This window comes from Ruegeria sp. CDSA079 (genome assembly GCF_059612245.1).
Map to the genome: position 1 here is coordinate 34,238 of NZ_JBXWQF010000014.1, position 24,607 is coordinate 58,844.

General features: G+C 59.8%; 20 protein-coding genes. 7 read left to right on the plus strand and 13 right to left on the minus strand.

Annotated elements, in window-relative coordinates; translation table 11 throughout:
* Position 1: 1 nt before the first annotated feature.
* A complete protein-coding gene (locus AC2FJZ_RS14985) occupies positions 2-1,024 on the minus strand; it encodes a ParB/RepB/Spo0J family partition protein (RefSeq protein ID WP_496778574.1) in 1,023 nt (340 codons plus the stop codon).
* A 77-nt stretch (positions 1,025-1,101) separates the two neighbouring features.
* A complete protein-coding gene (locus tag AC2FJZ_RS14990; RefSeq protein WP_496778576.1) occupies positions 1,102-2,514 on the minus strand; it encodes an AAA family ATPase in 1,413 nt (470 codons plus the stop codon).
* Between the two features lie 401 nt (positions 2,515-2,915).
* On the opposite strand from AC2FJZ_RS14990, the gene AC2FJZ_RS14995 reads away from it, so the two are divergent.
* Positions 2,916-3,923 carry a replication initiator protein A gene (locus AC2FJZ_RS14995; RefSeq protein ID WP_496778578.1) on the plus strand — a complete coding sequence of 336 codons (1,008 nt, stop codon included), beginning with the start codon at positions 2,916-2,918 and terminating at the stop codon, positions 3,921-3,923.
* 4 nt (positions 3,924-3,927) lie between these two features.
* Here AC2FJZ_RS14995 and AC2FJZ_RS15000 read toward each other — a convergent pair whose 3' ends face one another.
* The 4 genes from AC2FJZ_RS15000 to AC2FJZ_RS15015 all read right to left on the minus strand — a co-directional run bounded on the left by AC2FJZ_RS15000 (position 3,928) and on the right by AC2FJZ_RS15015 (position 8,447).
* Positions 3,928-4,131 (minus strand): hypothetical protein, encoded by a 204-nt coding sequence (locus AC2FJZ_RS15000; RefSeq protein ID WP_496778580.1) that lies wholly within the window; start codon positions 4,129-4,131, stop codon positions 3,928-3,930.
* Between the two features lie 393 nt (positions 4,132-4,524).
* Positions 4,525-5,895, minus strand: coding sequence for a nucleotide sugar dehydrogenase (locus tag AC2FJZ_RS15005; protein ID WP_496778582.1), 1,371 nt, complete (start codon positions 5,893-5,895; stop codon positions 4,525-4,527).
* 221 nt (positions 5,896-6,116) lie between these two features.
* Entirely contained in the window at positions 6,117-7,292 is a 1,176-nt protein-coding gene (locus AC2FJZ_RS15010) for a glycosyltransferase family 4 protein (RefSeq protein WP_496778584.1), read from the minus strand.
* A gap of 66 nt (positions 7,293-7,358) precedes the next feature.
* Positions 7,359-8,447, minus strand: coding sequence for an NAD-dependent epimerase/dehydratase family protein (locus AC2FJZ_RS15015; protein ID WP_496778586.1), 1,089 nt, complete (start codon positions 8,445-8,447; stop codon positions 7,359-7,361).
* A 156-nt stretch (positions 8,448-8,603) separates the two neighbouring features.
* On the opposite strand from AC2FJZ_RS15015, the gene AC2FJZ_RS15020 reads away from it, so the two are divergent.
* The 3 genes from AC2FJZ_RS15020 to AC2FJZ_RS15030 all read left to right on the plus strand — a co-directional run bounded on the left by AC2FJZ_RS15020 (position 8,604) and on the right by AC2FJZ_RS15030 (position 12,306).
* Positions 8,604-9,656, plus strand: a complete 1,053-nt coding sequence (locus tag AC2FJZ_RS15020) for a Gfo/Idh/MocA family protein (RefSeq protein WP_496778588.1) — start codon at positions 8,604-8,606, stop codon at positions 9,654-9,656.
* 97 nt (positions 9,657-9,753) lie between these two features.
* The gene (locus AC2FJZ_RS15025) at positions 9,754-10,674 is read left to right on the plus strand and encodes a glycosyltransferase (protein ID WP_496778590.1); all 921 of its coding nucleotides are present in this window, start codon (positions 9,754-9,756) and stop codon (positions 10,672-10,674) included.
* Between the two features lie 3 nt (positions 10,675-10,677).
* A complete protein-coding gene (locus AC2FJZ_RS15030) occupies positions 10,678-12,306 on the plus strand; it encodes a GMC oxidoreductase (protein ID WP_496778592.1) in 1,629 nt (542 codons plus the stop codon).
* 14 nt (positions 12,307-12,320) lie between these two features.
* Here AC2FJZ_RS15030 and AC2FJZ_RS15035 read toward each other — a convergent pair whose 3' ends face one another.
* On the minus strand, positions 12,321-13,466 hold the full coding sequence (locus tag AC2FJZ_RS15035) for a glycosyltransferase family 4 protein (protein WP_496778594.1): 1,146 nt from the start codon (positions 13,464-13,466) through the stop codon (positions 12,321-12,323).
* Between the two features lie 219 nt (positions 13,467-13,685).
* Here AC2FJZ_RS15035 and AC2FJZ_RS15040 point away from each other — a divergent pair, with 219 nt between their 5' ends.
* Both AC2FJZ_RS15040 and AC2FJZ_RS15045 read left to right on the plus strand, forming a co-directional pair.
* Complete coding sequence (locus tag AC2FJZ_RS15040; protein WP_496778596.1) at positions 13,686-15,005, plus strand: glycosyltransferase; 1,320 nt, start codon at positions 13,686-13,688, stop codon at positions 15,003-15,005.
* Positions 14,995-16,104, plus strand: coding sequence for a formylglycine-generating enzyme family protein (locus AC2FJZ_RS15045; RefSeq protein WP_496778598.1), 1,110 nt, complete (start codon positions 14,995-14,997; stop codon positions 16,102-16,104). The genes AC2FJZ_RS15040 and AC2FJZ_RS15045 overlap by 11 nt, the downstream gene beginning before the upstream one ends.
* Before the next feature lie 16 nt (positions 16,105-16,120).
* Here the strand turns inward: AC2FJZ_RS15045 and AC2FJZ_RS15050 are convergent, their stop codons facing one another.
* The 6 genes from AC2FJZ_RS15050 to AC2FJZ_RS15075 all read right to left on the minus strand — a co-directional run bounded on the left by AC2FJZ_RS15050 (position 16,121) and on the right by AC2FJZ_RS15075 (position 22,835).
* Positions 16,121-17,650 carry a GMC oxidoreductase gene (locus AC2FJZ_RS15050; protein WP_496778600.1) on the minus strand — a complete coding sequence of 510 codons (1,530 nt, stop codon included), beginning with the start codon at positions 17,648-17,650 and terminating at the stop codon, positions 16,121-16,123.
* Between the two features lie 34 nt (positions 17,651-17,684).
* The gene (locus AC2FJZ_RS15055) at positions 17,685-18,656 is read right to left on the minus strand and encodes an NAD-dependent epimerase/dehydratase family protein (RefSeq protein ID WP_496778602.1); all 972 of its coding nucleotides are present in this window, start codon (positions 18,654-18,656) and stop codon (positions 17,685-17,687) included.
* A gap of 93 nt (positions 18,657-18,749) precedes the next feature.
* Entirely contained in the window at positions 18,750-19,493 is a 744-nt protein-coding gene (locus tag AC2FJZ_RS15060; protein WP_496778604.1) for a polysaccharide deacetylase family protein, read from the minus strand.
* A 3-nt stretch (positions 19,494-19,496) separates the two neighbouring features.
* Positions 19,497-20,936, minus strand: coding sequence for a protoporphyrinogen/coproporphyrinogen oxidase (locus AC2FJZ_RS15065; protein ID WP_496778606.1), 1,440 nt, complete (start codon positions 20,934-20,936; stop codon positions 19,497-19,499).
* Positions 20,933-21,907, minus strand: a complete 975-nt coding sequence (locus AC2FJZ_RS15070; protein ID WP_496778608.1) for a lysylphosphatidylglycerol synthase transmembrane domain-containing protein — start codon at positions 21,905-21,907, stop codon at positions 20,933-20,935. The genes AC2FJZ_RS15065 and AC2FJZ_RS15070 overlap by 4 nt, the downstream gene beginning before the upstream one ends.
* Position 21,908: 1 nt before the next feature.
* Complete coding sequence (locus AC2FJZ_RS15075) at positions 21,909-22,835, minus strand: glycosyltransferase family 2 protein (RefSeq protein ID WP_496778610.1); 927 nt, start codon at positions 22,833-22,835, stop codon at positions 21,909-21,911.
* A gap of 307 nt (positions 22,836-23,142) precedes the next feature.
* Here AC2FJZ_RS15075 and AC2FJZ_RS15080 point away from each other — a divergent pair, with 307 nt between their 5' ends.
* On the plus strand, positions 23,143-24,579 hold the full coding sequence (locus AC2FJZ_RS15080; protein WP_496778612.1) for a lipopolysaccharide biosynthesis protein: 1,437 nt from the start codon (positions 23,143-23,145) through the stop codon (positions 24,577-24,579).
* Positions 24,580-24,607: the final 28 nt, after the last annotated feature.

The window sequence follows — 24,607 nt, forward strand, 5'->3', positions numbered from 1 at the left end:
ATTAGCCGTCGCGGGACTGCAGCCAAGCCCGCAGGTCCGCAAGGAACGCTTCAGACATCCCACGGCCGGAAAGAGTGATCTGAGTTCCGTTCCGGTTCTGCTTCAACTGAATGTTTCCGATTGTCTCTTTAGGGGGAGTATCAGACTCTGATACCGCTGAATTCCCGCGATCTGAACTGGCGCTACTCACCGCCTGTGTCAGGGCGGATAACTCTGCTTCCCATGTCTTGTCCCCAACTTTACCCAGCGTTTTAATAAGCGCAGATACCGCCTTCGGCTCATCCTTCACGATCTTCGCAATCGACAGGCCCAGCCGCTCGGGGATGGCTGAGGCAAAGCGCAGATGGTCATCCAGCGCATGATAGATCGTAACGAACGATCCGATCTTGGATCGCTTGGCCCGGCTGGCTGATGCGAACAGTCCGCGCAAGGCAGCGGCCTCGTCCGGATAAACCCCCTGCTCGGCGGCCCGCGCCACGATCCGGGCGCGTTCGTAGTAGCTCAGCCCGACACGGATTTCGTTTTCCTCGACCATGGCCACATACGCGTCCGAGGCGCTCTGCGGCTGCCTGAGGAACGCGCGAACGGTTGCAAAGCGCGCCTCACCCGTCTCCTGCACCAGCGCCCGCAGCGCAGTCATGCGCCGCCAGCCCGAGATCAGGCCATACCGCCCTTCGGTCAATTCCACGACCTCGATCGGTGTTTGCTGCCCGCGTGCCTTCAGGCTTTCCTTCAGCGCCTCCATATCCACGTCATCAGCCGCCATCCGGTCGCGCACCAGATAGGTTTCTTCGATGGCATCCAGCGGCAGATCCTGCACCAGGCGACCTTCGGCCCGCGCGGCACGCAATTCTCCGGACAACTCCTCTAGCGCAGCCTGGGCCGCCGTGGCCCCGGCCACCTGTGCAACCGGCGGCGCGGCGCGGGGTGTCTCTGCAGGGAACATGGATGTCAGACCGGGGGCAGGGCGATTGTCTTCCAGATAATCCGGCCGGGCTGGGGTCAGTCGTTTGCGTTTTGCCATTACTTTCTCCTTCTTCGGCGCGGGTCAGACTCTGTTTCGAGGCACGGCAGACGTGTTTCGCGCGCGAAACATCGCGCTCAGAGCGACAATTCCGGTGTCCCCGCCTCTTCGGCCTGCTGGGTCCGCTCTTCACCCCGCCAGACGCCGATCAGCAGCTTCTTGAACGAAGCATAGGTGGCATCAAAGGTTTCCCGCCCGCGCACATAGGTCTCGCGGTTGAAATCGCGGTAATCCGCCTCGTAGATGCCGTTGACCTGTTCTCCGGCCTGTCCGATCAGCGCCGTGTATCCCTGCCAATGCGGCGACAGGGTGCGGCCCAGATAGGCCTGCATCAGTCCGGCCAACTCGGCCTGCTGGCTGCCGTCATAGCGGGTGATAACCGTGCGCACCGCATCCCATTGAAAGGCCATCTCGGGCCGTCCCAGAGCGCGGGCAGCCATGTTCTCTCCGTCCTCGATGGACTGGAAGGTGGAATGAAGCATGTCGAAGAACCGACCGGTGGAGTCAAACTCCAGAAACGATGCCCCCATGGGCACCAGCAGAATATCCGAAGCCGCCAGCCCATTGATCGTCAGATAGCCGAGGGCAGGGGGGGTATCGATAAAGATGATGTCATATTCGCCCAGCACCCCATCCTCGTCCAGCGTGTCGGTCAGCGCATCCCACAGCTTCCAGCTGCGGCCCTGCATCCGCCAGACCGGGATCTGGAATTCAGCCCAATAGAGGTTCAGCTGAGCGCCAATCAGATCGATATTCGGCCAATGTGTGGTCTGGATCAGATCGCTGCTGCGGGTTTTCAGCGCCTCGGACAGGGTGTCGTCGATCGGATGCGGCGCTTCACCCCGGTCAAGCCGCCCCTGATTGTCGCGGCGCAGATGGGTGGCGTAATGACGAGCCAGCAGGGGGAACACCGTCTGCCATTCATCGCTGACCTTGCCGCCGAAGATCGACGTCATCGAGCCCTGGCTGTCCAGATCAATGACCAGCACCTTGTAGCCATCCAAAGCGGCGGACATGGCAAGATGCGCGCAGGTCGAGGTCTTGCCAACGCCGCCCTTGAAATTGGCCACCGAGACAATCTTGGCTGGCAACCCTTCAGGCCGGTAAGGGCGGTATTCTTTTGCTTTGGATCCTTCCGAGGCAAAGTGTGTGCGCAGCCGCAGAACCTCATCCAGCGTGAACCACTTGGCCCCGCCTTCCGTCTCGGACTGTCCTTGTGGCAAATCCGGGTTACCCTTCAACACCCGTCGAAAATGGGCCGGTGCAACAGGGATCAGATATTTGGTGATCTCCCAGGTTGAAAACAGGCGCAGCATTTTCTGCCCACCTTCTTCCAGACCCCGGTTCGCCAGATCTGCCCGCCCTCGGGCGCAGGCATCAGCAATCTGCGAAAATTCATCGGTTCCGGTTGGCTCACCCAGCTCTGCATAGGCCAGGTCAGGATCAATATTGAAATAGGGAGGAAGCCCTTCGGACGGTGCTGCTCGCATTGAAAATCTGCCCATGTGCTATGTTTTGATCAATATACCACAAAATGAAGCATATGGAAGCATTGCGAGCATAAAACCGAATTTTCTAAGCAAAAATAAGGGGTAAAATTCCTTTGAACGGTGTGTTTTGGGCGTGAGGTGAAAAAATATCCAGTTAGAATTCTGTTATCTTATTAGTTACGGTGGAAATCAGTTCTGTGTAAGTATAAGAAAAAAAAGAGCTTTTAGTCACTTTTGAACTTAATGCTGAATCTGATCCCACGATAGGGTGACTCTGATCCCACGTTGCAGTGACTCTGATCCCACGTTCCGGCGGCTTTACGCCTCCTGTGGATAACTCTACGGTGAGCGTCAATAAAACCACGAACAAAGATTCGGGCAGGACATATGGGCAGGGCAGTATGAGCGGGTCGGGGGCGTTGTTGCCTGACCGGCACCCAACGGGCGATTTTTTTGTATGCGATATCTTCGATGCGCTGCCCAAGACAGATATGGGCTCGATGGAGCATCCGATGTTTTCGCTCTCGACCCGGCCGGATCGTCGGATCCTCAATTACGAACATAACGGGGTTGAGATCACGGTGACGCCTTCGGTGCGGGGGCTGGCGACGATCCATGACAAGGACATCCTGATCTTTTGCATCAGCCAGCTGATGGCGGCGATCAATGCGGGCCGGACGGTCAGCCGGGTGCTGCATCTGACAGCGCATGATCTGATGGTGGCCACCAACCGTGAAACCAGCGGTGATGGCTACAAGCGTCTGCGCGAAGCGTTCGAGCGGCTGGCCGGCACAAGGATAACCACCAACATTGTCACGGGTGAGAAGGAAACCACCACCGGGTTTGGCCTGATCGAAAGCTGGGAAATCGTGCGGCACACCCGGGCGGGCCGGATGGTCAGCGTCAGTGTGAAACTGTCGGACTGGCTGTTTCGCGCGGTGCTGGCAAAATCGGTCCTGACCCTCAGCCGCGATTACTTCCGCCTGCGCAAACCGCTGGAACGGCGCATCTATGAGTTGGCGCGCAAACATTGCGGCCGCCAGCCCGAATGGCGGATCTCGGTCGAGGTGCTGCTGAAGAAATCGGGCTCGGCTTCACCCCGGCGGGTGTTCCGCAAGATGATCCGCGACATGATCGCAGCCGATCACCTGCCCGATTACGAGATGACCGAAGAGCCTGGCGACCTGATCCGCTTCTCGCGCCGCGATCAGGTGGTCGAGGGGCCGGACAAACCAGTCCTGCCGTCAGGTGCTCTGGAAGAAGCCCGAGCAATGGCACCGGGCCGCGATGTCTATGCGCTGGAGGCGGATTGGTTGGCCTATTGGGCCGCGTCGGGCCGCCCACAGATCAGAAACCCGCAACGGGCGTTTCTAGGCTATGTGGCCAAGCGGGTCGCCGGGCGGGACTAGGCGCTTAGCTGGAATAGGCGGGTTTTTGTTTTTGCCCGCGTGCCTTCACGGCTTTGACAGCGACAACAACGATGAGAGCCGCAATGATGAAGAGCCAGCCAAAGAGGATGTAGCTGCCCAGTGCCATAAGAATGGACGCACCGGAGAACAAAGCAACTCCAGCGGCGCACAGGCCGACAAGAATGGCTATTCCGATAACTCCGATCATGTTCTCCAAGTCCTCCAGCTATGGTCTTGGTCTGGCTAGTCCCCGAGCAGGTGCAGCTATGCCATTGGGCAGATACCCAAAATGATTCCGCGATGAAATCATGGCAAAACTTTGGACCACTAAAGGTTAAAATTTGGTTATTTTTACCTGATGGAGCTTTGCTCCACTACTCGCGCAACACTGCTTATAATTTATTGAGACATGAATATGTCTGAGCAGATAGTTCCTTAAAACTTTTGTGACAGCAATATAGAACGTCCACGACCCCTGAAAATGTGCAAAGGTCCGCCTATGGCACCGCACTGTCAATCCGCGATCATTTGGATGAAATGGCAGACGAGCGTGCGCTTTGGCCATTGAATGATCAAAGGTTTGATGGATGACCCCGGAGGGTCACATCTTGACCAAACGCCCGCCCGCCACCTTGATCCCGGCTTTTTCAAAAACGTTGCGCGTGTCGAAGACCAGCGCCGCCTCGCGCGCAACCAGATCGTAATCCGGCGCGCTATGGTCGGTGATTACGGCCACGGCGGCATACCGTTTCAGGTTGTCCGCCGTCAGTGGCTGCGAGGTCCGCCCCGCCAGCTGCGGGTATTCGCCGCCTTCGGGCAGGCGGGGGAAATAGGGGTCATGATACTCGACCTCGGCCCCCAGCTTCTCCAGCTCGTCCAGCAGCACCAGCGCCGGGCTGCGGCGGGTATCCTCGACATCGCGCTTATAGGCGATGCCCATCAGCAGGATGCGCTGCCCGGTCAGGGGCTGCCCGGTTTCCGCCAGCGCGGACCCGTGGCGCGCGGCCAGCTCTGCCGCCATCCGTGCCGCCAGCGTCTCTGGCACCGCGTCATTGCTGGAACGGGCCAGGTTGATCAGCGGCGTATCAGATCCTGCATCCGCGGCGCGCCAGGCCAGATAGGCCGGAGACACCGGGATGCAGGCCCCACCAATTCCGGGACCAGGATAGAAAGGCATGAAGCCAAACGGCTTGGTTGCCGCGGCCTCGATCACTTCCCAGACGTCCACGTCCATTGCTTCGAGCGCGGTCTTCAATTCGTTGACCAGCGCAATATTGACGGTGCGAAAGCTGTTTTCGACCAGTTTCACCGCCTCGGCCGTGGCGGCCGAGCTGACCGGCACGGCGCTGGTGACGATGGCGCGATAGAAATCCTCGACCAGTTGCCGCGACAGCGGATCGTCGGCACCGACCACCTTGGGAATGCTGTGTGTGTCGAATTTGTCATTGCCGGGGTCTTCGCGCTCGGGCGAAAACGCCAGGAAGAAATCACTGCCTGCGCGCAGACCGCCCGCCTCGAGGATCGGCTGAACCAGCGTGGTCGTGGCGCCGGGCCAGACGCTGCTTTCCAACACTACCATCTGACCGGGGCGCAAATGCTGCGCGATGGTCTGGGCCGCCGCCTCGACAAAGCGCATGTCCGGATCCTGTGCATCGGTCAGCGGGGTTGGTACGCAGACGAGCACGATATCGGCCTCGGCCAGCGCGGCAGCGTCCTGCGTGGCGCGGAACTTGCCGCTGGCCACCGCCTGCGCGATCCGGTCCTGTGCCAGGTACGAGATGACCTGATCACCCTGATTGATCCGCGCCACCCGGTCGGGGTTGAGGTCAACGCCAGTGGTGTCGAACCCTTCGTCATAGGCCGTCAGCGCCAGCGGCAGGCCGACATAGCCCAGCCCCACCACGGCAACCCGCGCATCGCGCGCCGCAATACGCTGTCTGAGGGACTGATGATGTGAGGTTTCACAGTTCATAATCTATCCTGGTCGTACAAAGTCAGACTGAAATCAATTCGCGGCAAAGCCTTCGGGAATTCCGGCCCTTTCCACGGATAGGGCGGAACGAGAGCGAATCCAATAGATTTGTCAGCCCGGTTCGTGAGTGCGGCACTGTGTTTCCAAAGTGGCCTTAATTTTCAGCCATAGAAGGAATTGTTGAGAGTTTCTGGGGAAAGTGAATCGGGGCGATATTTTTATTATTTCGAGCGCAGTGCACGTCGGAAAGACTCTTCCGCTAATTCTGCGCCTTTGTCCCAGCTGAAGTTTGCGGCCTGTGCCAGCGCCTTTTGCGACAAGTCGTTTTGAAGGCCGGGTTCGGTCAGCAACCGGATGGCCTGATCCGCCAGTGCTTGGCTGGACAGGGGGTCGAAATACAGCCCTCCATCGCCCACCACTTCGGGCAGGCTGCCGCGATCCGAGGACAGAACCGGGGTGCCGCAGGACATCGCCTCAAGCGCGGGCAGGCCGAACCCTTCCCACAGCGAAGGGAACACCAGCGCATCGGCGGTATTGAGCAGGGCGGCCAGATCCGGGTCGTCGATTTCACCGGTGAATACGATGCTTTCGGACCGGGCCGCATCGGCGGCTGCGCTGGCCTTTAGGTCTTCGATATTGTCCCAGAACCGCGCGCCAGTGGTGCGTCCGACAATGGCCAGACGTGCATTTGGCACATGGCCCAGAATGGCCGGCATCGCTTCGATCAGGCGCAGCACGTTCTTGTGCCGGTTGAACCCGCCCACATAGACGAGCAAAGGGACATTGGGCGGAACGCCATATGCCTGACGCGCTTGGGCCAGAAACTGTGTGTCGTGGATTTGCCGAAAGACCGGCTCGGCCCCTTCGGTGATGATGTCGGTGCGCGCGGCGGGAATGCGCAGGATGCGTTCCAGATCATCGGCGGACGCCTGCGAGATCGTCATGATCCGCGTGGCCTGTTTCCTGGCCAGCCAGCATTTCGCCTGCCACAGGCGGAAGTTCAAATTTTTGGGAAAGATCAGATCGGGAAAGCGTTCGGGAATAGTGTCGTGAAAACACACGACCGACGGTCGCCTGGTCAGTTGCGGGAAATAGGAATAGACCGCCGGGTAGAAGAACAGATCGCAGTCCATCTGCCGCGCGGATCTGGCCATGGTCATCAGATCCGCCCCGCCGCGTGCCGAAGCGCCAGAGGAGGCCTCGGACATCGACCTTTCAGACCTAGCGATCCGGATATCGACACCTTCCGGCACGGGGCGCTTCGGTTCCTGATCGAACAGCAGCGTGTAGCGGAACCCCGATTGCCGGGCAGCCAGCGCAGGGATCAGATTGCGGGTGAACCTTCCAAAGCCACGTTCGTTTTCCCAGGAACTGGCGTCTACACCGATATGCAGCATGGTTTTGCCTTGATAGCGGCCCTGAAATCCGGGCGGTACGGTTGCGTTTCAAATGAAGGGGATGGCTCAGCCAAATCGGCCCCGCAGATAATCTGCTGTCCCTGCCAGACCTTTTTCAAGCGGATAGTCGGGCTGATAGCCCAGCCGGTCTTGCGCATGAGTGATGCTGCACCCGCCCTTGGCAGCAAAAAGGTCCAGCAGATGCCGGTCGGGATAGGCCGCGCCATCGCCCGAGGGCGCGCGCCGTTTGATGGTGCGTACTAGCGCCTCGAACCGCTCGTGCCCTAGCAGGGTCCGGCCAAGCGCGCTGATCCGGGCCGCAACCGAAAGCGTCTCGGGGTTCGCGTCGTGATCGGGCTCGGGGCCCAATCGGTCCGAGAGAGCCTGATAAGGCTCAAACCGCAGTTCGCCCTTGCCGATGATCCGGGAATAGCCCGACAACAGGTCGGACCAAGCCACCGGTTCAGGCCCCGAGATGACAAAGCGTTCCTGGCCCAGATCTTCCAGCGCCGCCGCCCTGAGGATGGCCTGCACCACATCGTCGACGAACACGGCATTACACAGGCCTTCGGGCTGCGGCAGGATCTGTGTTCCGGCGGCAAGGTTTTCCGTCAGCTGATCGGTCCACAGTGCGCTGCCAGGCCCGTAAATCAAGGTCGGTTGCAGGATGGCTGCCGGGATCCGCCCGGCCATCAGCTGTTTCTCCATCTCAATCTTGGCCTGCCGGTAAGGGCTGCCGCCGGGGCGTTGCATGGGGCTGGTTTCATCCAGACCTTCGTTGGGCCAGACGTCATAAACCACGATAGAGCTGGTATGGACGATTCGCCCGATGCCAGCATCCTGTGCCGCGCTAATAAGCGCGGTGAAATCCGACAGGTTCTTTTCGGACGTGGCGCGCACGTCATAGGCCAGATGGACCAGTATGTCGTGACCGCGCAGGGCCTTTGTTACCGCGGGCCGGTCGCCAAGGGCTGCGGTGACAACGGTGACGCCTTTCGCCTCCAGATCGTTCGCGCCATGACGGCTGCGCAACAGGGCTGTGACCCGCACCCCGTTTTCTAAAAGGGCCGGAACCAGACGCGCTCCAAGGAATCCCGTTGCGCCGGTGACAAATACCGTCTGCCCCTGCAGTTTTTCCAAGCTTGTGAAGTTCACTGTTGCGAATCCTTCTTCAATTCAAATCAAGGCATGAAATCGTTGCGCCTCAGGAGCCTAGCGCAGGGTGGTTGTGCATGCTACTCCGCTAACAGATGATCTGTTGTTATAGATGTCGGGGGTGTAACACCCCAAGGTTTTTGAGTGAGGAATTTTATGAGGATCGGTGTGATCGGCGCAGCCGGCAAGATCGGGCAGATGCGCGTGCAGACCATTATCGACAACCCCGACACCACGCTTGCCGCAGTTATGGATATGGACATGCACCGGGCCGAAGCCGTGGCCAATGGTGCGCCGGCCTTTACCGATGCGGACAGGTTTTTTGATGTCGGCATGGATGCGGTTGTTATCTCGACACCGGCGCATGTGCGTGAACCTTTGTGCATGGCCGCCTTTGACCGGGGGCTGCATGTCCTTTCGGAAAAGCCGCTGGCCAACACGGCCGAAGCCAGTCGCAGGATTGTTGCCGCAGCCCGGGCGGCGGGCAGGGCTTTGGGCGGCGGGTTCAACATGCGCTATTATCCGGCCTTCTCATATGTGAAAGACGTCATCGGGTCGGGCCAGATCGGAGAGGTCGACCATGTGCGGATCTATGGCGGACATGAGGGCCTGACGAAATTCGTGCATGACTGGGAATACAAATCCGACATTTCGGGCGGTGGCGCCCTGTGGGATGTGGGGATTCACATGATCGACATGGCCCGCCATATGCTGGGTGAAATCACCAGCGTTTACGGGGTTGCCACCGAAAAGGTCTGGAACGAGCCGGGCTCGGAAGACAATGCAATGGCTATCTTCAAAAGCCCCGAGGGCATCCCGGCGATCTATCAGGCGACCTGGACGGATTGGAAAGGTTACAAAAGCCAGATCGAGGTCTATGGCAGCAAAGGTATGGTGCGCGGTGCCTATGCGCCGATGGAGACATTGTTGATCACCATGGATCGCCCGGGCAGCAAGCCCACCCGCCAGCATCGCCGCTATCCCGGAATCATGCTGCGGGAAAAGCTGAAATCTTGGAAAACCACGGCGCTGCTATCTTTTGCTGATGAGCTGCAGAATTTTGTTGGCCTTTGCGCGGGAAAAGCGGGTTTGCGTATTGCCGATGGCCATGCCGCCCTACGGGCGATCGAGGTTGCGGATGCGGTGCGCGAAAGCAGTGCATCCGGCCAGCCTGTGACGCTCAAGGCGCTGGGGGACATGGCCACATGACCTCTGACCGGTTTCCAGATGGCGCTTGGCACCCCGACCGGGCCTTGTCAGTATTTGCCTTGAAGAGGCAGGATTTTTCCAGTTGCAGGAGCATGCGGTGACAGATCATCCAACGCTTTCCATTGTTGTTACAATTGTCGATGGCGGCTCTTATCTGCGCGACTTTCTAGTGTCGGTCGCCGCATTCGAAGACCCACTACTGCTGGAAATCATCGTACCATATGACGCGAGCGTTTCGGGTGCCGCTGATTGCGCGGCGGAGTTCCCGGATGTGAATTTTCTGGACCTCGGGCCGATCACACCTGCCCGCCCCATTACATCCGAGGCGGGCCAGCATGAGTTGTTTGACCGCAGGCGCGCGGCAGGGTTGGCCGCCGCCACCGGCGACGTGATCGCAATCCTCGAAGATCGTGGGCATCCGCATCCCGACTGGGCCCGCACCGTCATGCGCCTGCATGCGGAAACCGGCAAGAATGTCATTGGCGGGGCCATCGACTGCAAAGAGCCTGTCTCGCTGCTCAACTGGGCGTTCTATGTGACCGATTTCGGCCGCTACGGGCTGCCGTTTGACAGCGGCCCGGTGGAATGGGTCTCGGACGTGAACGTGACCTATAGCCGGAAGGCGTTGGAGGCGACCCGCCATCTGTGGAAAGAGCGCTTTCGCGAGCCGGTCGTTCACTGGTTTCTGATCGAACAGGGCGAAGAGCTGTTGCTGTCCAATGAATTGGTTGTCGACCATGTCCGCCCGCCGGCCCGGTTGAGCCAGCTTTTACCGGAACGGTTTCACTGGGGTCGCCTGTTCGGCCATATCCGGGCGATGCATATGAGTGGTCCGAAACGACTGGCCTATATCCTGTCTAGCCCGCTGATCCCACCGGTTCTTTGGGTGCGCCACGGTGTGACACAGGCGGGCAAGGGGCGGTTTTTGCGATACCTGACCGCGCTGCCTTATATCATCATCCTGACCATCGCCTGGACCTGTGGCGAGGTCTGGGGCTACATCACGCGCAGGCCCTGAACGATGCAGGCACCCGAACCAGAATACGACGTCATCGTCATTGGCTCCGGCGCTGCCGGGGGATGGGTTGCGAAGGAAACAAGCGAGCGTGGCTGCCGGACATTGATGCTGGAGGCCGGGCGCGCGCTGGACCCCAAGGATGACTTCCCCGACAGCGACCGCGCCGGTGGGTCCCGTGTCAGCATCCTCAGCCGTGTCATGGCGATCCTGCGCGGCCAACATGTGCAGGCGCGCTGCATGTCGTTCACGCCCCTGACCAAGCATCTGTTCGTCAATGATCGACAGAACCCTTACTCCACGCCGTCGGGGGGCCATTTCAACTGGTTCCGGTCCCGACAAGTCGGCGGGCGGCTGCATCTGTGGGGGCGCAATGCGTTGCGCCTGTCAGATCAGGAATTTAAGGCTGCCGAACAGGACGGGTTCGGAGACAGTTGGCCGATTTCCTATGCTGATCTCGATCCCTGGTATGGCCGGGTCGAACAATTCCTGGGCGTCGCGGGAGAAGCGGCGCAGATCGAAAATCTGCCCGATGGTATCTACGACGCACCGCACCCCCTGACCAAAGCCGAGCGCCGGGTCATGGCTGAGCTAGCGCAGAAATGGCCGGATCGCCCAGCCACCACCTGCCGGATCATCCGCCATGTGCACTCGCGAACACCTTTGCCCCTGACTGCAGCGCAGGCGAGCGGGAATTTCGAATTGCGTAGCGGTGCGCTGGTATCCAGGATCGTGACCGATGCGCAAACAGGTCTGGCGACGGGTGTCCAATACATCGACACGGCCAGCGGACAGGAACACACCGTTACGGCCCGGGTGGTTGCAGTTTGCGCCTCGACCATTGAATCCGCACGGCTTCTGCTGAACTCTCACGGGCCACGGCATGAGCGGGGGCTGGGTAATTCATCGGGTAATCTGGGGCGCTACCTATCGGATCACCTGATGGTCTTTCGGGCGGGCACCCTGCCTGAAATCGAAGGTCTGGGGTCGGACCATGATCCTTATGATTTCGGCGCTCAGTCTGGCATCTATATCCCTGGTTTCCGTAACCGTGGGGGCCGTGAGGGTTGTGGGTTCCTGCGCAGCTATTCTCTGTTGGGCTCCGTCGGTCGGATCGAGCCTGGGTGGTTCTTCATGGCGATCGGAGAGGTTTTGCCACGTGCGGAAAACCGAGTGGAGCTTGACCCCAACAAACGCGACGCCTGGGGCATTCCCGCGCCAAAGGTCACGCTGCGCCATTCCGACAATGAACGCGCGATGGTGCAGGACATGAAAGACGCGTTGCAGGACGTGTCACAGACCTTTGGCTTGCCCGATGATCTGCTGGGGCGTGAAAGCCTTATATCGAAACTGGCCTATAAAATGGCCGGGCCGCTGGTCTATACCCCCGACGGGGCCTTGCAGCCGGGATCATCCATCCACGAAACCGGAGGCGCGTGCATGGGTAATGATCCGGCCCGGCATGTGCTGAACGGGGATCTGGAGGTCTATGACTGCCCCAATGTCCATGTCACGGACTCGGCGTCCTTCCCGACCAATCCGTTCCAGAACCCCGGCCTGACCATCATGGCCCTGTCCGCCCGTGCTGGCGCGCGGATCGCCGAGAAAGTCACCGCAGACCGTACGCAGGGCTGACGCGCGAATGGGCGTCAGCCCTGCGACCGTCCCGCCAGATCGTAATAGGATTTTTCAAACTGGCGATGCACCCAATCCGGATCGAACCGGTCCTCGTGGCTGCGTGTCAACGCGTTTTCCGCAAGAGTTTTCCTGTGGCCTTCATCCGATAGGACATCCGCCACAGCCGTACAGATGGCATCGATATTGCCGATAGGCACCACCGCGCCAACGCTGTCATCGATCAGTTCAACCACGCCGGAACAAGCGGTTGCCACGGCAGGCGTTCCGGCCTGAAATGCCTCGGCGATGGTGAAGGGTAATGCCTCCCACCGCGACGTCAGCAGGAACAGGTCAGCGGCGCGCAGATGGCGGATCGGTTTATCTGTCCGGCCGATGAACTGCAGATGTTTGCCAAGCCCTTTCTCTTGCGCCAGAGCGTGCAGTTGCGCCTCATCTGGCCCATCACCCGCAACGACAAATCGGTAACCCGGATGGGTTTCTTTCATCCGAGCGACGCAGTCGATCAGAATGTCGATCCCTTTTTGTGGTTGCAGACGCGCCAGTGTCAGGATCACCCGCTCGCCATCTCCAAGCAGTTTGGCCCGTAGTTTGGCAATATCTTCCACGCTGTCCTTGGGCGGAGGGGACACGCCCAAACCGATGACCTTCAGCTTGTCCTTCGGCACATTGCCGATTGTTGCCAGATCTTCGGCCGAGCGATGACTTGGCGTGATCACCAGATCACATTTGGCGGCAATCCGACCAAAGGCGGCAATCCGCTCGGGTTCCGATCCGTGATAGGTGACGGCAACCGGGATGGGTCGTCCGGTGCAGGCCAGATTGGCAACCAGCGCAGGCGCAGATTCGTGGCAATGGATCAAATCGACCGGATTCTCCGCCAACCAGCGCCGCAGCCGCCAGGCAGCGCCGACCGTATGGCGCAACCGGTTGACGATGTTGCCGCCTTCGCCCGCGACATAGCGGGTGGGCAGGTCTAGGAACCTTGCCCCCCGGTCCGGGCCCGCCCAGATATCGGCGGTGCCTGCCAGCGTGATGCGATGGTTTCTGGCCTCCAGCCAGTCGCTCAGCCCAAGGATATGCCGGGTGATGCCGCCCATGCCAAACTGAGAGCCCATTTCGACGACATGAAGGGGATTGGAGCAAGGGGTGATCTGCATCGTATGTGGGTCAGGGCCAAATCTATAAACAACCCGGCGATCATACCACGCTCAGAGTATTTGCCCATGTCATGATGACGGACCACCGCAGCTTGCTTTTATCTGCAGCAAGCCCGCAACACCGGTCTGAAACCGGGCAACCGCGTGGCTTGTGTCTTTCGATTGTTGCGGGGATCGTGTTTCATATCGGACAGTTATTAGTAATCCGGTGCAATTCGTATGCAGTCATTACGTATTCTGATGTTCACAACATTTTACCCGCCATACTCTTTCGGCGGTGATGCCATTGGCATTCAGCGCATGGCGCGGGCGCTTGTGGCGCGCGGACATGACGTGACGGTGGTGCATGACGAGGACAGCTATCTGATCCTGGGCGGGAAACCCCAGCCCGAAGGGGCGCCCGACGGGGTGCGGCGGATCGGGCTGCGCAGCCGCAATGGCATGATGTCGAACCTGCTGACCCAGCAGCTTGGCCGCCCGGTTGTGCACGCCGCCCGCATCCGCGAGATTCTGACCGAGCGGGAGCCGGATATCATCTGGCACAACAACACATCCCTGATCGGCGGACCCGGCCTGTTGCCGATGGGCGAAGGGCTGAAGGTTTATGAGGCGCATGAACACTGGCTGGTCTGTCCGACCCATGTTCTGTGGCGGCATGGGCGCGAGTTGTGCGAGGATCGCCAGTGCCTGCGTTGTGTGCTGAATTACAAACGCCCGCCGCAGTTGTGGCGTTATACCGGCGCGCTGGACCGGGCGATGGATCATATGAATCTGATCATCGCCAAAAGCGAGTTCAGCCGCGCCAAACATCGCGAGTTTGGCCTGCGGCAGGAGATGCAGGTGCTGCCCTATTTCCTGCCCGATCTCGATCAGAGCGCCTTGCCGGAACCGGCAGCACATGACCGCCCCTATTTCCTGTTTGTCGGGCGATTGGAAAAGATCAAAGGGCTGCAGGATGTCTTTCCGGCCTTTGATCGTTACCCGGATGCAGATCTGCTGATCCTGGGTGATGGCGATTACGCAGATGAGCTGAAGGCACAGGGGGCAGGCAATGACCGGATACAATTCCTGGGTCGCAAGACGCCTGACGAGTTGAACGCCTATTATCGCGGAGCGCTGGGGTTGATCGTACCCTCGGTCTGTTACGAAACATTCGGCATCATCCTGATCGAAAGCTTCCGGCTGGGTACGCCGGTGATTGCCCGGCGGCTGGGCCCGTTCCCCGAGATCGTCGAGAGGGCAGGGGGCGGAGATCTGTTTGAGGCCGAGGATGATTTGATCGCGGCCATGCGCGACCTTCAACTTCAGCCCAACCGACGCGCGAGGCAGGGCATGGCCGCGCGCAACGCATTTCTGAATATCTGGCACGAAACCCCGGTGCTCGAGGCATACGGTGCCGCCCTGGCCCGCGCGGCGCATGGCAAGGGTGACCGCGCGCTGGCCAGGGCGCTGGAGGCTGGGGCGTTTGAGATCGGATTCGTAAATCAAATACCTGCTAGCCTTCGGGACAATCAGGAAGGGATTTCCAATGGCACTTAATAGAATTTCGACCGGTCCCGAGAAAGGTTCTTTTTTTGGGCGAATTGCCCGATGGGTGTTGCGGTTGTTCGGGATTATGTTGTCGGGATTTTTGGTGGTCCTTGCGCTGCTGGCTGGGGCCATCTTAATGATCGTTGTTGCCAACACCGCGCTGCGCGATCTTGAAACCACCATACGCGCAACCACGGATCAGGACCAGTTGCCTGAACCAGATCTTTCAACGCTGCAACGAACCGCACTTTTTATAACATCTCAATTTCTTCCATTGCATCAGCCTGGTTTTCAGATGGTTACACCCGGCCGAGTCTTTCGCGACTGCATATACTGCCCAGAAATGATTGAGGTTCCAAAGGGCTATTTCCTGCTGGGTTCCCCAATTTTTGAAAAGGGCCGCCATGCACATCTGTTTAGTCACACGCCCCTTCGGACTCAGTTGAAGCTGGTTAACCGCGAGGGTCCGAGGCGTCTGGTGCACATTTCACGTCCGTTGGCCTATTCTCGCTATGAGATTACGTATGGGCAGTGGCGGCAGGCTCAGGAAGACCCGGAATGGTCATCAATAACCGGGCGTGCTTCGTTTTTTCCCGACTGGGGAGCGAGCTATCGCGACGATCAGCCTATGACCGAGGTCGAGTGGAGTGACGCAAAAGCATATGCCGCTTATCTGAGCGCGAAGACCGGGTACACCTATCGTTTGCCAACGGATGCCGAATGGGAATACGCCGCCCGGGCCGGCTCGGTAACGCGGTTCCCATGGGGCAACGACATTGGCAAGAACAACGCGATCTGTGTCAACTGTTCTTCTATATGGTCTGAGCGCAAGCCTGGACCCGTCGGTCAGCATCCACCCAATGATTTTGGGCTCTATGATATGCATGGCAACGGATTTGAGTGGGTCGAGGATTGCCACGAAGCTTATCACGATCCCGTGAAAACCGACGGCTCTCCTTATGTGCAGGATGCGTGCGAATTTCGGACAGTTCGTGGAGGTGGTCCGGCTTCCCCGGCCTGGCAGAACCGATCGGCTTTCCGTGTTGGGCCACATCACTACAACCGTGGCTATGGGCATGCCATTCGCCTCGTTCGGGAATTGGACTAGGCTAGTTGGTTAGGCGTCAGGGGGCCAACGTTCCAATCCGGTGGGCATTGGCCATGACCGAGAAGGTGATGGTTGTGGCCGGAATGCTGGGCAAGCTTGAGGCATCGACAAGGTGCACCCGCGACAGCCCTTTGGGCCGACCCAGAATATCCGACTGTCCGGTGCGGGGCGTTTTGGCCATGGGCACCGAGCCGCCGACATGAAAGCTTGACCCTACATCGCCGGGACGGCGGGCAAAGTTGAGCGGCATCAGCCCGGTCAGCTTCAGCACCTGCGCTAGCCGGGATGTAGCCCGCGCCATGACCTGCTCGGTTGCGTTATTGGGTCTGACTGTGGATACAAGCCGCCCGTCGGGGGCCAGGGTTAGATCAATGCGGGCGGAGTGGTCGGAATGCAGAAACGCCTGCGCAACAATCAGCCGTCGGGCCAGCATGTGCCATATAGGGGCAGAGCCGGGCAACTTTGCGCCATAGCTGCGGATCAGATCCTGGGCGTAAAACTCATTCCAGGTGTAGATCTGACTATGCACAAGATGGGGTGAGAGATCGGGGTCATCCAGTTCGATGAAAATCTGTGGCAGAGTGTGATAGGGGATTTGATCAGGGCGGCGTGGAACGCGCCAGCGGTGCAGGCTGGGCAGGAAGAAATGTTGGCTGTCTCGTAATTGCAGACGGGCAGCGGGAGCTGCAGAGGACAGTAGCAGCAGGCGTGCCGTTTCCAGAACGCCTGCGGCGACAAAAACACGATCAGCCTTCAGGCTTTCGCCGCCGGCCAGCCGGACCGTGACATGATCGGCCTGCTCCTCAAAGCCATGGGCGAGGCCACTGCGGTGGCAAAACGCCGTGTGGCTGCGCAGGTCCTCAAGCGTTTGTTTGGCCGAATAAATATACCCCCAGGGGCAGCCATGCAGGCACTGGCCGCAATAGCGGCAGCCCTGATTGATAGCCAGCCGCGCCATTCCGGCAGAGGCCCCTAATCCCGCAAGGCTGCTTTGGTGTTGTTCCAGACGGTGCAGAATGCGCTCGGCCTGAGGCGATGGGGTCAACGGAACACGGTTCCGCATCGGAAAGGTGGGGAACAGGGCCTGCAATGCATCTTCTCGCCCGCTAACCGGTAGAAATTTGGCAACCGCCCGGTAATGCGGGCCCAGATCCTGCGCGCTCAGCGGCCAGTCGGTGATATCTGCATCCCGGTTGGGCAGAACCGCCGACCCCCAAAGGTTGGACAAGCCCCCCGCCGCATGTGAGGCGCGCAATCCGATCTGATCCGGCGCAACCAGTGTTTCTGCACCTGGGACCATGGCAAAGTCGGACCCGAACCGGCGCACCTGTCCGGGCGGCGTGTCGAACTGAGGGGCCTGCCAGGTCCGAATATCGTCCGCAGACCAGCCCTCAGGATCCGAAGCCGCCAGCCGGTCGCGGCGGTCCTGCGCGGGGGCTTCAAGTCTTTGGCCTCCGTCAATCATCAAAACCTGACGGCCACGGTTCAGAAGGGCAATGGCCACCGATACGCCTGCTGGCCCAGATCCGATGACAAGATCGGTCACGGGGTGCGGCCCGACCGTGCCAACAGATGCGCCCTCATGCGGGAACCGGGCGGGTCATCTCGACCACGATGTCATCGATGATCTGCTGCAGCGTCCGCATCGGACGGAACCCGGTGACGCGCTGCAGTTTCGAGACATCGGGCAGGCGGCGCTGCATGTCCTCGAACCCTTCGGGATAGACCGTGTCATACGGCACGCATTGGATTTTCGAACTGGAGCCGGTGGCCCGGATGACCTGTTCAGCCAGTTCGCGGATCGTGACCTCCTGATCGGTGCCGACATTGAACACGTCACCACGCGCCTCGGGCAGGGTCATCAGGCGACACATGGCCTCGACCACATCGGCCACATGACCGAAGCAGCGCGATTGCTCGCCAGTGCCGTGCACCATCAGCGGCGCGCCTTCCAGCGCGGATTTGACGAAGTTCGGCAGCACCATCCCATAGCGCCCGGTCTGACGCGGGCCGGTGGTGTTGAAGAACCGCAAAACCGTGACAGGCAGGTCGGATTCCCGCGCATGGGCCAGTGCCAGAAACTCGTCCAGCGTCTTGGCGCAGGCATAAGACCAGCGCAGGTTGCGGGTGGCGCCGATGGTCAGGTCGCCTTCTTCCTGAAAGGGGAAATTGGTGCTTTTGCCATAGACCTCGGAACTGGAGGCGATGAAAGTATGTGTCTTGTCCACCAGCGCGGCATCCAGAACGTTTTCCGTGCCCGCAACATTGGTCAGAATCGACCGGCTGGGTTCATCCATGATCAGCTTGACCCCAACAGCCGCCGCCAGATGGAACACCACATCCGCGGGTCCAACCAGATCGGCGACCAGCTGGCGATCCAGGATACTGCCTTTGACGAAGGTGAACCCCGGGTGATCCGCAACGCTGGTCAGATTGGACATGAGCCCTGTCGACAGGTCGTCGAGAGCTGTGACGGTATGGCCATCCCCGATCAGTCTTTCCGTCAGATGAGAGCCGATAAACCCAGCCCCGCCGGTCACCAAAATGTGCATATCTATATACCTGTCACTTGTTCAGAGCCACTGCGCCGGAGTGTACAATCTGTCCCACGCCTCCGGCTATAGGCGCGGATAAAAAAGGTTTGCTCACCAAGGCTTCCTCCGAATGGCCGCCCGCACGCCGCGCATCACTTTACGCGCTGCCAAGTAGAGTCCACCGCGCCCTGCAAGATGCGCCTGCCAGCGGGTGATGTCAGAGAAATAGAACATCTCGAGCCGCGGGAGATCGTGCATATCATCGCCCTCTTTTGCCACGCCCAGCCTTGTGCCGACCGATGTGTCGTAATGTCGGGCAATCCGCGCGCGTATGGTCGGATTCGATGCCCCATAAGGGGGGGCGAAATGGCGAATGGGCCGATCCAGCCGGGCGGCAATGTCCTGACCGGGGCCGGTTATCTCATCCTCAAGTGACTCAGGTTCCAGCGTGGTGAGGTCTGGATGGCTGATACTATGCGCCCCGAAACACACCCCTTCATCAGCCAGTGCTTCGACCCGATCCCATCCCATCAGGGGGCGGGTGGGGATGTTGCCCCCGGCCCAGCTGTCGCTGCCGCCCATCCGACCTGAGGGAAGATAGATGATCGGGGTAAAATTATGATCGCGCAGGATCGGCCAGGCGGTATCGGCAAAATCTTCAAACCCATCATCGAAGCTGATAATGACCACGCGGGGGGCAGGCGGGTTGGCCAGCGCATCTGGCGTCACCACCGGTAAGCCCGAGTCCGCAAGCGCCTGCATCTGGGCCTTGAACACCTCGGGCGCGATTGAGGTCGGTCCCGGCGCATCCGAGATTGAATGATACATCAGGATATCGGCCTGCCAGGCTGGCATGGATCAGTCTTCCACCACATGGGTGGCAAAAACCTCGCGGTATTTGTTCCACTTCGCGCGGTCGACATGGCCCTTGCCGTCGATACAATCCGCCGCGCCATAAGCCATGGCAAAGGCGTGGTGCGTATTATCATGAGCAAACAAACCCTGTCGTCCAAATACGAGCAATCCGTCCATATCTGAGAGCCACTGATCCACCGTATCGAACCTCTCTTCATAGCCCACATCGTAAACCGGATAGGCATGGCTCAGCCGCCGGGTTTCGCAGCGGCGCACCGGGACCGTGACGGGAAGGCCCAGCTGGCTCAGCCATTTGGTGAATTCCTGCCCCAACTCTTCATCGGACATGGACCACCATTTTTCATCCGGATCGCAGGGCAGTTCGGCGCACAGAACGGTGACGCCTTTTGGCGCGCCAGTTGCGTTATAGTTCTTGGGCTCCGACATCCGACTGATCGGGATCGACAGTTCCGGGAAGTAATGCGCATCGAACTCGGTGAACTGGTCGGTTTCCAGAACCAGATACAGCAAGATCATGCCCCGAAAGCGGATCGCACGAGCAGCCTCAACCACCTCCGCCGGAGGGTCGCTGATCAGGCGCGTCAGCCCGGTCAGCGGGATGGTCGACAGGATCAGATCGCCGGTCAGGTGCCGTTCGCTGTCGCCCTCGCGGATCGTCAGGCCGGTGATGCGGTCATCCTCCCGGTCAATCCCGGTGATCTCGGTGTTGAACAGGAAGGTGGCCCCGTTGCTTTCCGCACTGTTCCGCATCGCATCCGAGATTTGCCCGAACCCCTTGCGCGGATAAAAGAACCGCCCCCCCGTTTCGCTGCGCAGCCCCGGCAACAGGCGCAGCATCTTCATCAGGATCTTGCCGACAGATCCGCTGCCGACCCGGCGTTCGGCCAGTTTTACTGCCAGCTTGTCCGGGTCCAGACCCCAAAGCTTGCGCACGTAAGGAAAATAGAAATTGTCCGAAATCGTCGGGCCCAGTCCGTCATAGAGCACGGTCGAGAATGTCTCGGGGCCCGTGCTTTTCTTACGGAAGGGTTTCAGCACCATGTCCCCGATCAGCGACGCGGCAAAGGGTTTGGGCAGGCGCATCAGCGCATCGGTCAGTTTCAGCGGAAAGTGAATCCACTTGCCGCCCAGCCGAATACGCCCATGGCGCGGGCGCAGCAGCAGATCGTCCCCCAGCAGGGCTTTCACATCGGTCAGAACTTCAGGCTCGGCCGCCGGATGAAACCGGTGCGAGCCATAATCGCAAATCACGCCTTCGACCGGGAACGAGGCCGAATTGCCACCCGCGATGGCCGCGCGCTCGATCACGGTCACTTTCGCCTGTCCAGTCAGCGCATGGGCCGCGGCCAAACCGGCGGGGCCAGCCCCCAGTATGATGATTTCAGGCTTGTTGTCGCCGTTGGGTCGGGAAACATCCGTCACTTGCACTCTTCCTTTTGGGAATTTGCCGGGGCGCTGAACCGCATTCCGGACATGGTCAGAACCAGCGCGCCAAACCCGCCCGCCGTAAACAACACAACCTGCCAGACCAGCCCGGCGGCCACGACAGCCGGGGCGCTGGCGCCGAAGGGGGCCAGAAAACCGGCCAATGTGGCCTCGCGCAGGCCAAGCCCGTTCAAAGATACCGGCAGAACCGCAATGATCTTGGCCAGCGGCCAGGCGAAGATCCACGGCCCCGCAGCCACATCAACGCCCGCCGCGATGGCCAGCCACCAGGCCAGCAGGACCAGCAACAGCTGGATCAGCACTGATGCGATGAACGCGATTGCCAGCGTGCCGGGTTTGCGCCCCATTCCGGCCAGTGCATCGGCCAGACGATGGGCAAATCCCTTTCCGGGCAGGGACGGGATATAGCGCCAGGGCAAGGGCAGCAGGCGCGGTAATGCGACCATACCCGCCAGCGCGGCCAACAGGATCAGCGCCACCGGCCAGATCATATGCCCGCCCGCAGCACTTTCCCATGTCAGAACCAGACCCAGACAAGACAGGGTCAGCAGCGCCACCATGTCGATCAGTCGGTCGACGGTTGCGCCCGCAACAACCTGCGCGCCGTCTTTCATCGCGGCCTGCGCCAGACCGGCTCGCACCGTATCGCCGCCAATTGCACCGGGCAGGCACAGGTTGGCAGCCAGCCCGGCAAAATGCGCCCGGATGGCCAGCGAGGCGGAAAACCCGCGCCCCAGCAGCAGCCACCATTTCAGTGCCGCAGCCACATGGGCCAGCAGGAACAGGACCAGCACGCAGGCAAAAACCCAGATCGGGATGGCTTTCAGCGCTGCCAAAATCGCCTCAGCAGGCAGAATCCAGAACAGGATCGCCAGTATCAGCACCGACCCGGCCAATCGGATTAGCCAGCGCCGTTGACTTGGATCGGAAAGCCGTTTGCCGCTCATGTCAGGGTCTGAGATGCAGCCGCGAGATCATGTCGGCGATCAGCCCCAGCGACCAGATCATGATCGCCGCCAGGAACGAGAACACCGCCGTCTCGCTGAGGTTCCAGTAGAACATGTCGACAATGAACTTCACCGTTCCCAAAGTGAAAAACGCCAGCCCCAGCGGAATGAACACCCGCAGCGGGTTGAACAGCGTGCTGATGCGCAGGATCAGAATGATGAAGTTCAGAAAGTCGATCGGCTTGATCTTCGATTTGCCCACCCGCTTGCCGTATTCAATCGGCGTATAGATCATCCGCTTGCCGTTCGAGGTCATGCACAGCGTGATCGTGGTGGTGAACGAAAAGTTCTGTGGCAGCAGCGGCAGGAACGGGATCAGCTCGGATTTGCGGAACACGCGCAGGCCCGAGTTCAGATCGTTGATCTTGCGCTCAGCCAGGAACGACGCAAAGGCGAACAGGAATTTCTTGGCTGGTTTGCGCAGCAGCGGCACGTTCTTCATTGCCGCGCCCCGGTCGCCCACGACCATGTCCTGATCGCGGCACATGGCCAGCATTCCGGGCAGATAGCGTGCGGGATAAGTGCTGTCGGCATCCAGAATGGCGACATATTCATACTGCGCCATCCGAACACCGCGCTTGAGGCTGGCGCCATAGCCGGAATTGACGTCGTTGAAGGTGACGGTTGCGCCGCTGGCCTCGGCTTCGGCGCGGGTGTTGTCCTGGCTGGCATCGTCCACCACGATGATCTCGTAGGGGATGTTCAGCGGTTCGAGATGGCTGCGCACATCCTCGACCGTGTGGCGCACGGCGTTTTCTTCGTTGAACGCGGGGATGACCACGCTCAGGCTCATGCCGGCGGTTTCCGATGCGATCAGCTCTTCGGATGTGGTGCTGTTCGTCTCCATCGGCTCTGCGACTTTGTTCATGAAAATGAAAACCTTTTATTCACTCAATAATCCCTGTCCCGGATCCCGCTGCAAGATTTGCGTGGCGCATGGAACGTGAGGGGCATAATTCCCTGTATTGCGTATAGTATTCGAACACGTACAGACTGAACATAGACAATAAATTTGACCAAATTCGACCGTTAAGGCGTCAAGTTTGTAATTACGTATACTGTGCGCAGCAGGTGTGAGTGTTTGAGCCATGTACCCATCGGCACTTGGCGGGGTTCGGGCAACAGGAAGGAAACGGGTGTCAGGGCGGCAGAGTTTCAGCAGCGGAGTTGCCTGGATGTCGGCTGGTATCTGGGTCGAGCAGGCATTCAATTTTGTCATTTTTGCCATTCTTGCCCGCATTTTAGGGGTAGAGGCCTTTGGTCTTCTGGCGATGGTTGCAGCCTTTGTGCTGTTTTCCGAATTCCTGGTACGCGAAACGATTTCCGACATTCTGCTGACCCGTGATGCGCTGTCGTCAGAGCGGTTGAACTCGGTTTTCTGGCTGTTGGCGCTGCTGGGAGGCGTGTTGACGATCGTGTTGTATCTGGGCGCGGGACCGGTCTCGGATTTCTACAATGAGCCGGTTGCGCGCGAATTGTTGATCGGATTGTCCCCCACGGTGCTGATGATTTCACTGACAGCGGTGCCGGTGGCGATCCTTCGTCGGGAAATGAAGTTTCGTGTTCTGGCCATCCGGGCCGCGCTCGGCGCGGCGGTCGGCGGGGTCGTGGGCATAACCATGGCGCTGGCCGGATACGGGGTCTGGAGCCTGGTCGGCCAGCGGCTGGCGATGACGGCCACCAACATCGTGATGGCCTGGGGGGCGGTCTCTTGGCGCCCGGCCTTTGACGTGTCGCGCGATCACATGCGCTCAATCCTGCATTTTGGTCATCGGATTCTGGGCCTGCGCGCGGCCGAACTGGCTGCGGTGCAGTCACCTGCGGTGATCATCGGCGCGATGCTGGGGCCGGTGCAGGCGGGATATTACGCAATTGCCTGGCGTGTGATCGAGACGGCCGCGTTTCTCATGATCACACCGATGCGTACCGTGGCGCAGCCCGCTTTTGGTGCCGCAGCGCGCGATGGTGGTCAGGCGGCGGATTTGCTGATGGATGTCATGCGCCTGACCGGGTTTCTGGCTTTTCCGGCCTTTGCCGGGCTGGCGGTTCTGTCGGAACCGGCGCTGGTGCTGCTATTCGGCCAGAAATGGGCTCCGGCGGCTCCGGTCCTGAGCCTGATGTCGGTGTTTGGCATGTATCTGTGCGCCGAAAAGGTGCAGCAGACCTTCTGTCTGGCGGCGGGGCAGGCTGGTCGCCTGGCAGTTCTGTCCTGGATTGAGGTGGCGCTGGCGGTAGCAGTGATTATGGCACTGGCCCCCTATGGGCTGCCGGTCGTCACAGCCGGTTTTGTGGCAGTCTTTTTACTGATCTGGCCGTTCAAATTTGCCAATCTGGGGCATATTGCGGGGCTGCCCGGCCTGACCTTGGCGCAACAGCATCTTGCACCGTTTTTGCTATCCGTAGGAATGGCCGCGGCGGTGCTTGGCGCAGTGTGGCAAATGGAAGGTATATCTCAGATTTTGATCCTTCTGTCCGGTACTGTGACCGGGATTATTGTTTATTGCCTGTTTGCTGTTTTGCTTTTGCGCGGCAGGTTGCGTCTGCTGATCGCAATGGTGCGCATGCGAGAGGAAACAGGCCCTGAGATCGATCCGCAAGAAACCAAGGGATAATGCAGAATGATGCGCCGCCCATATTGTT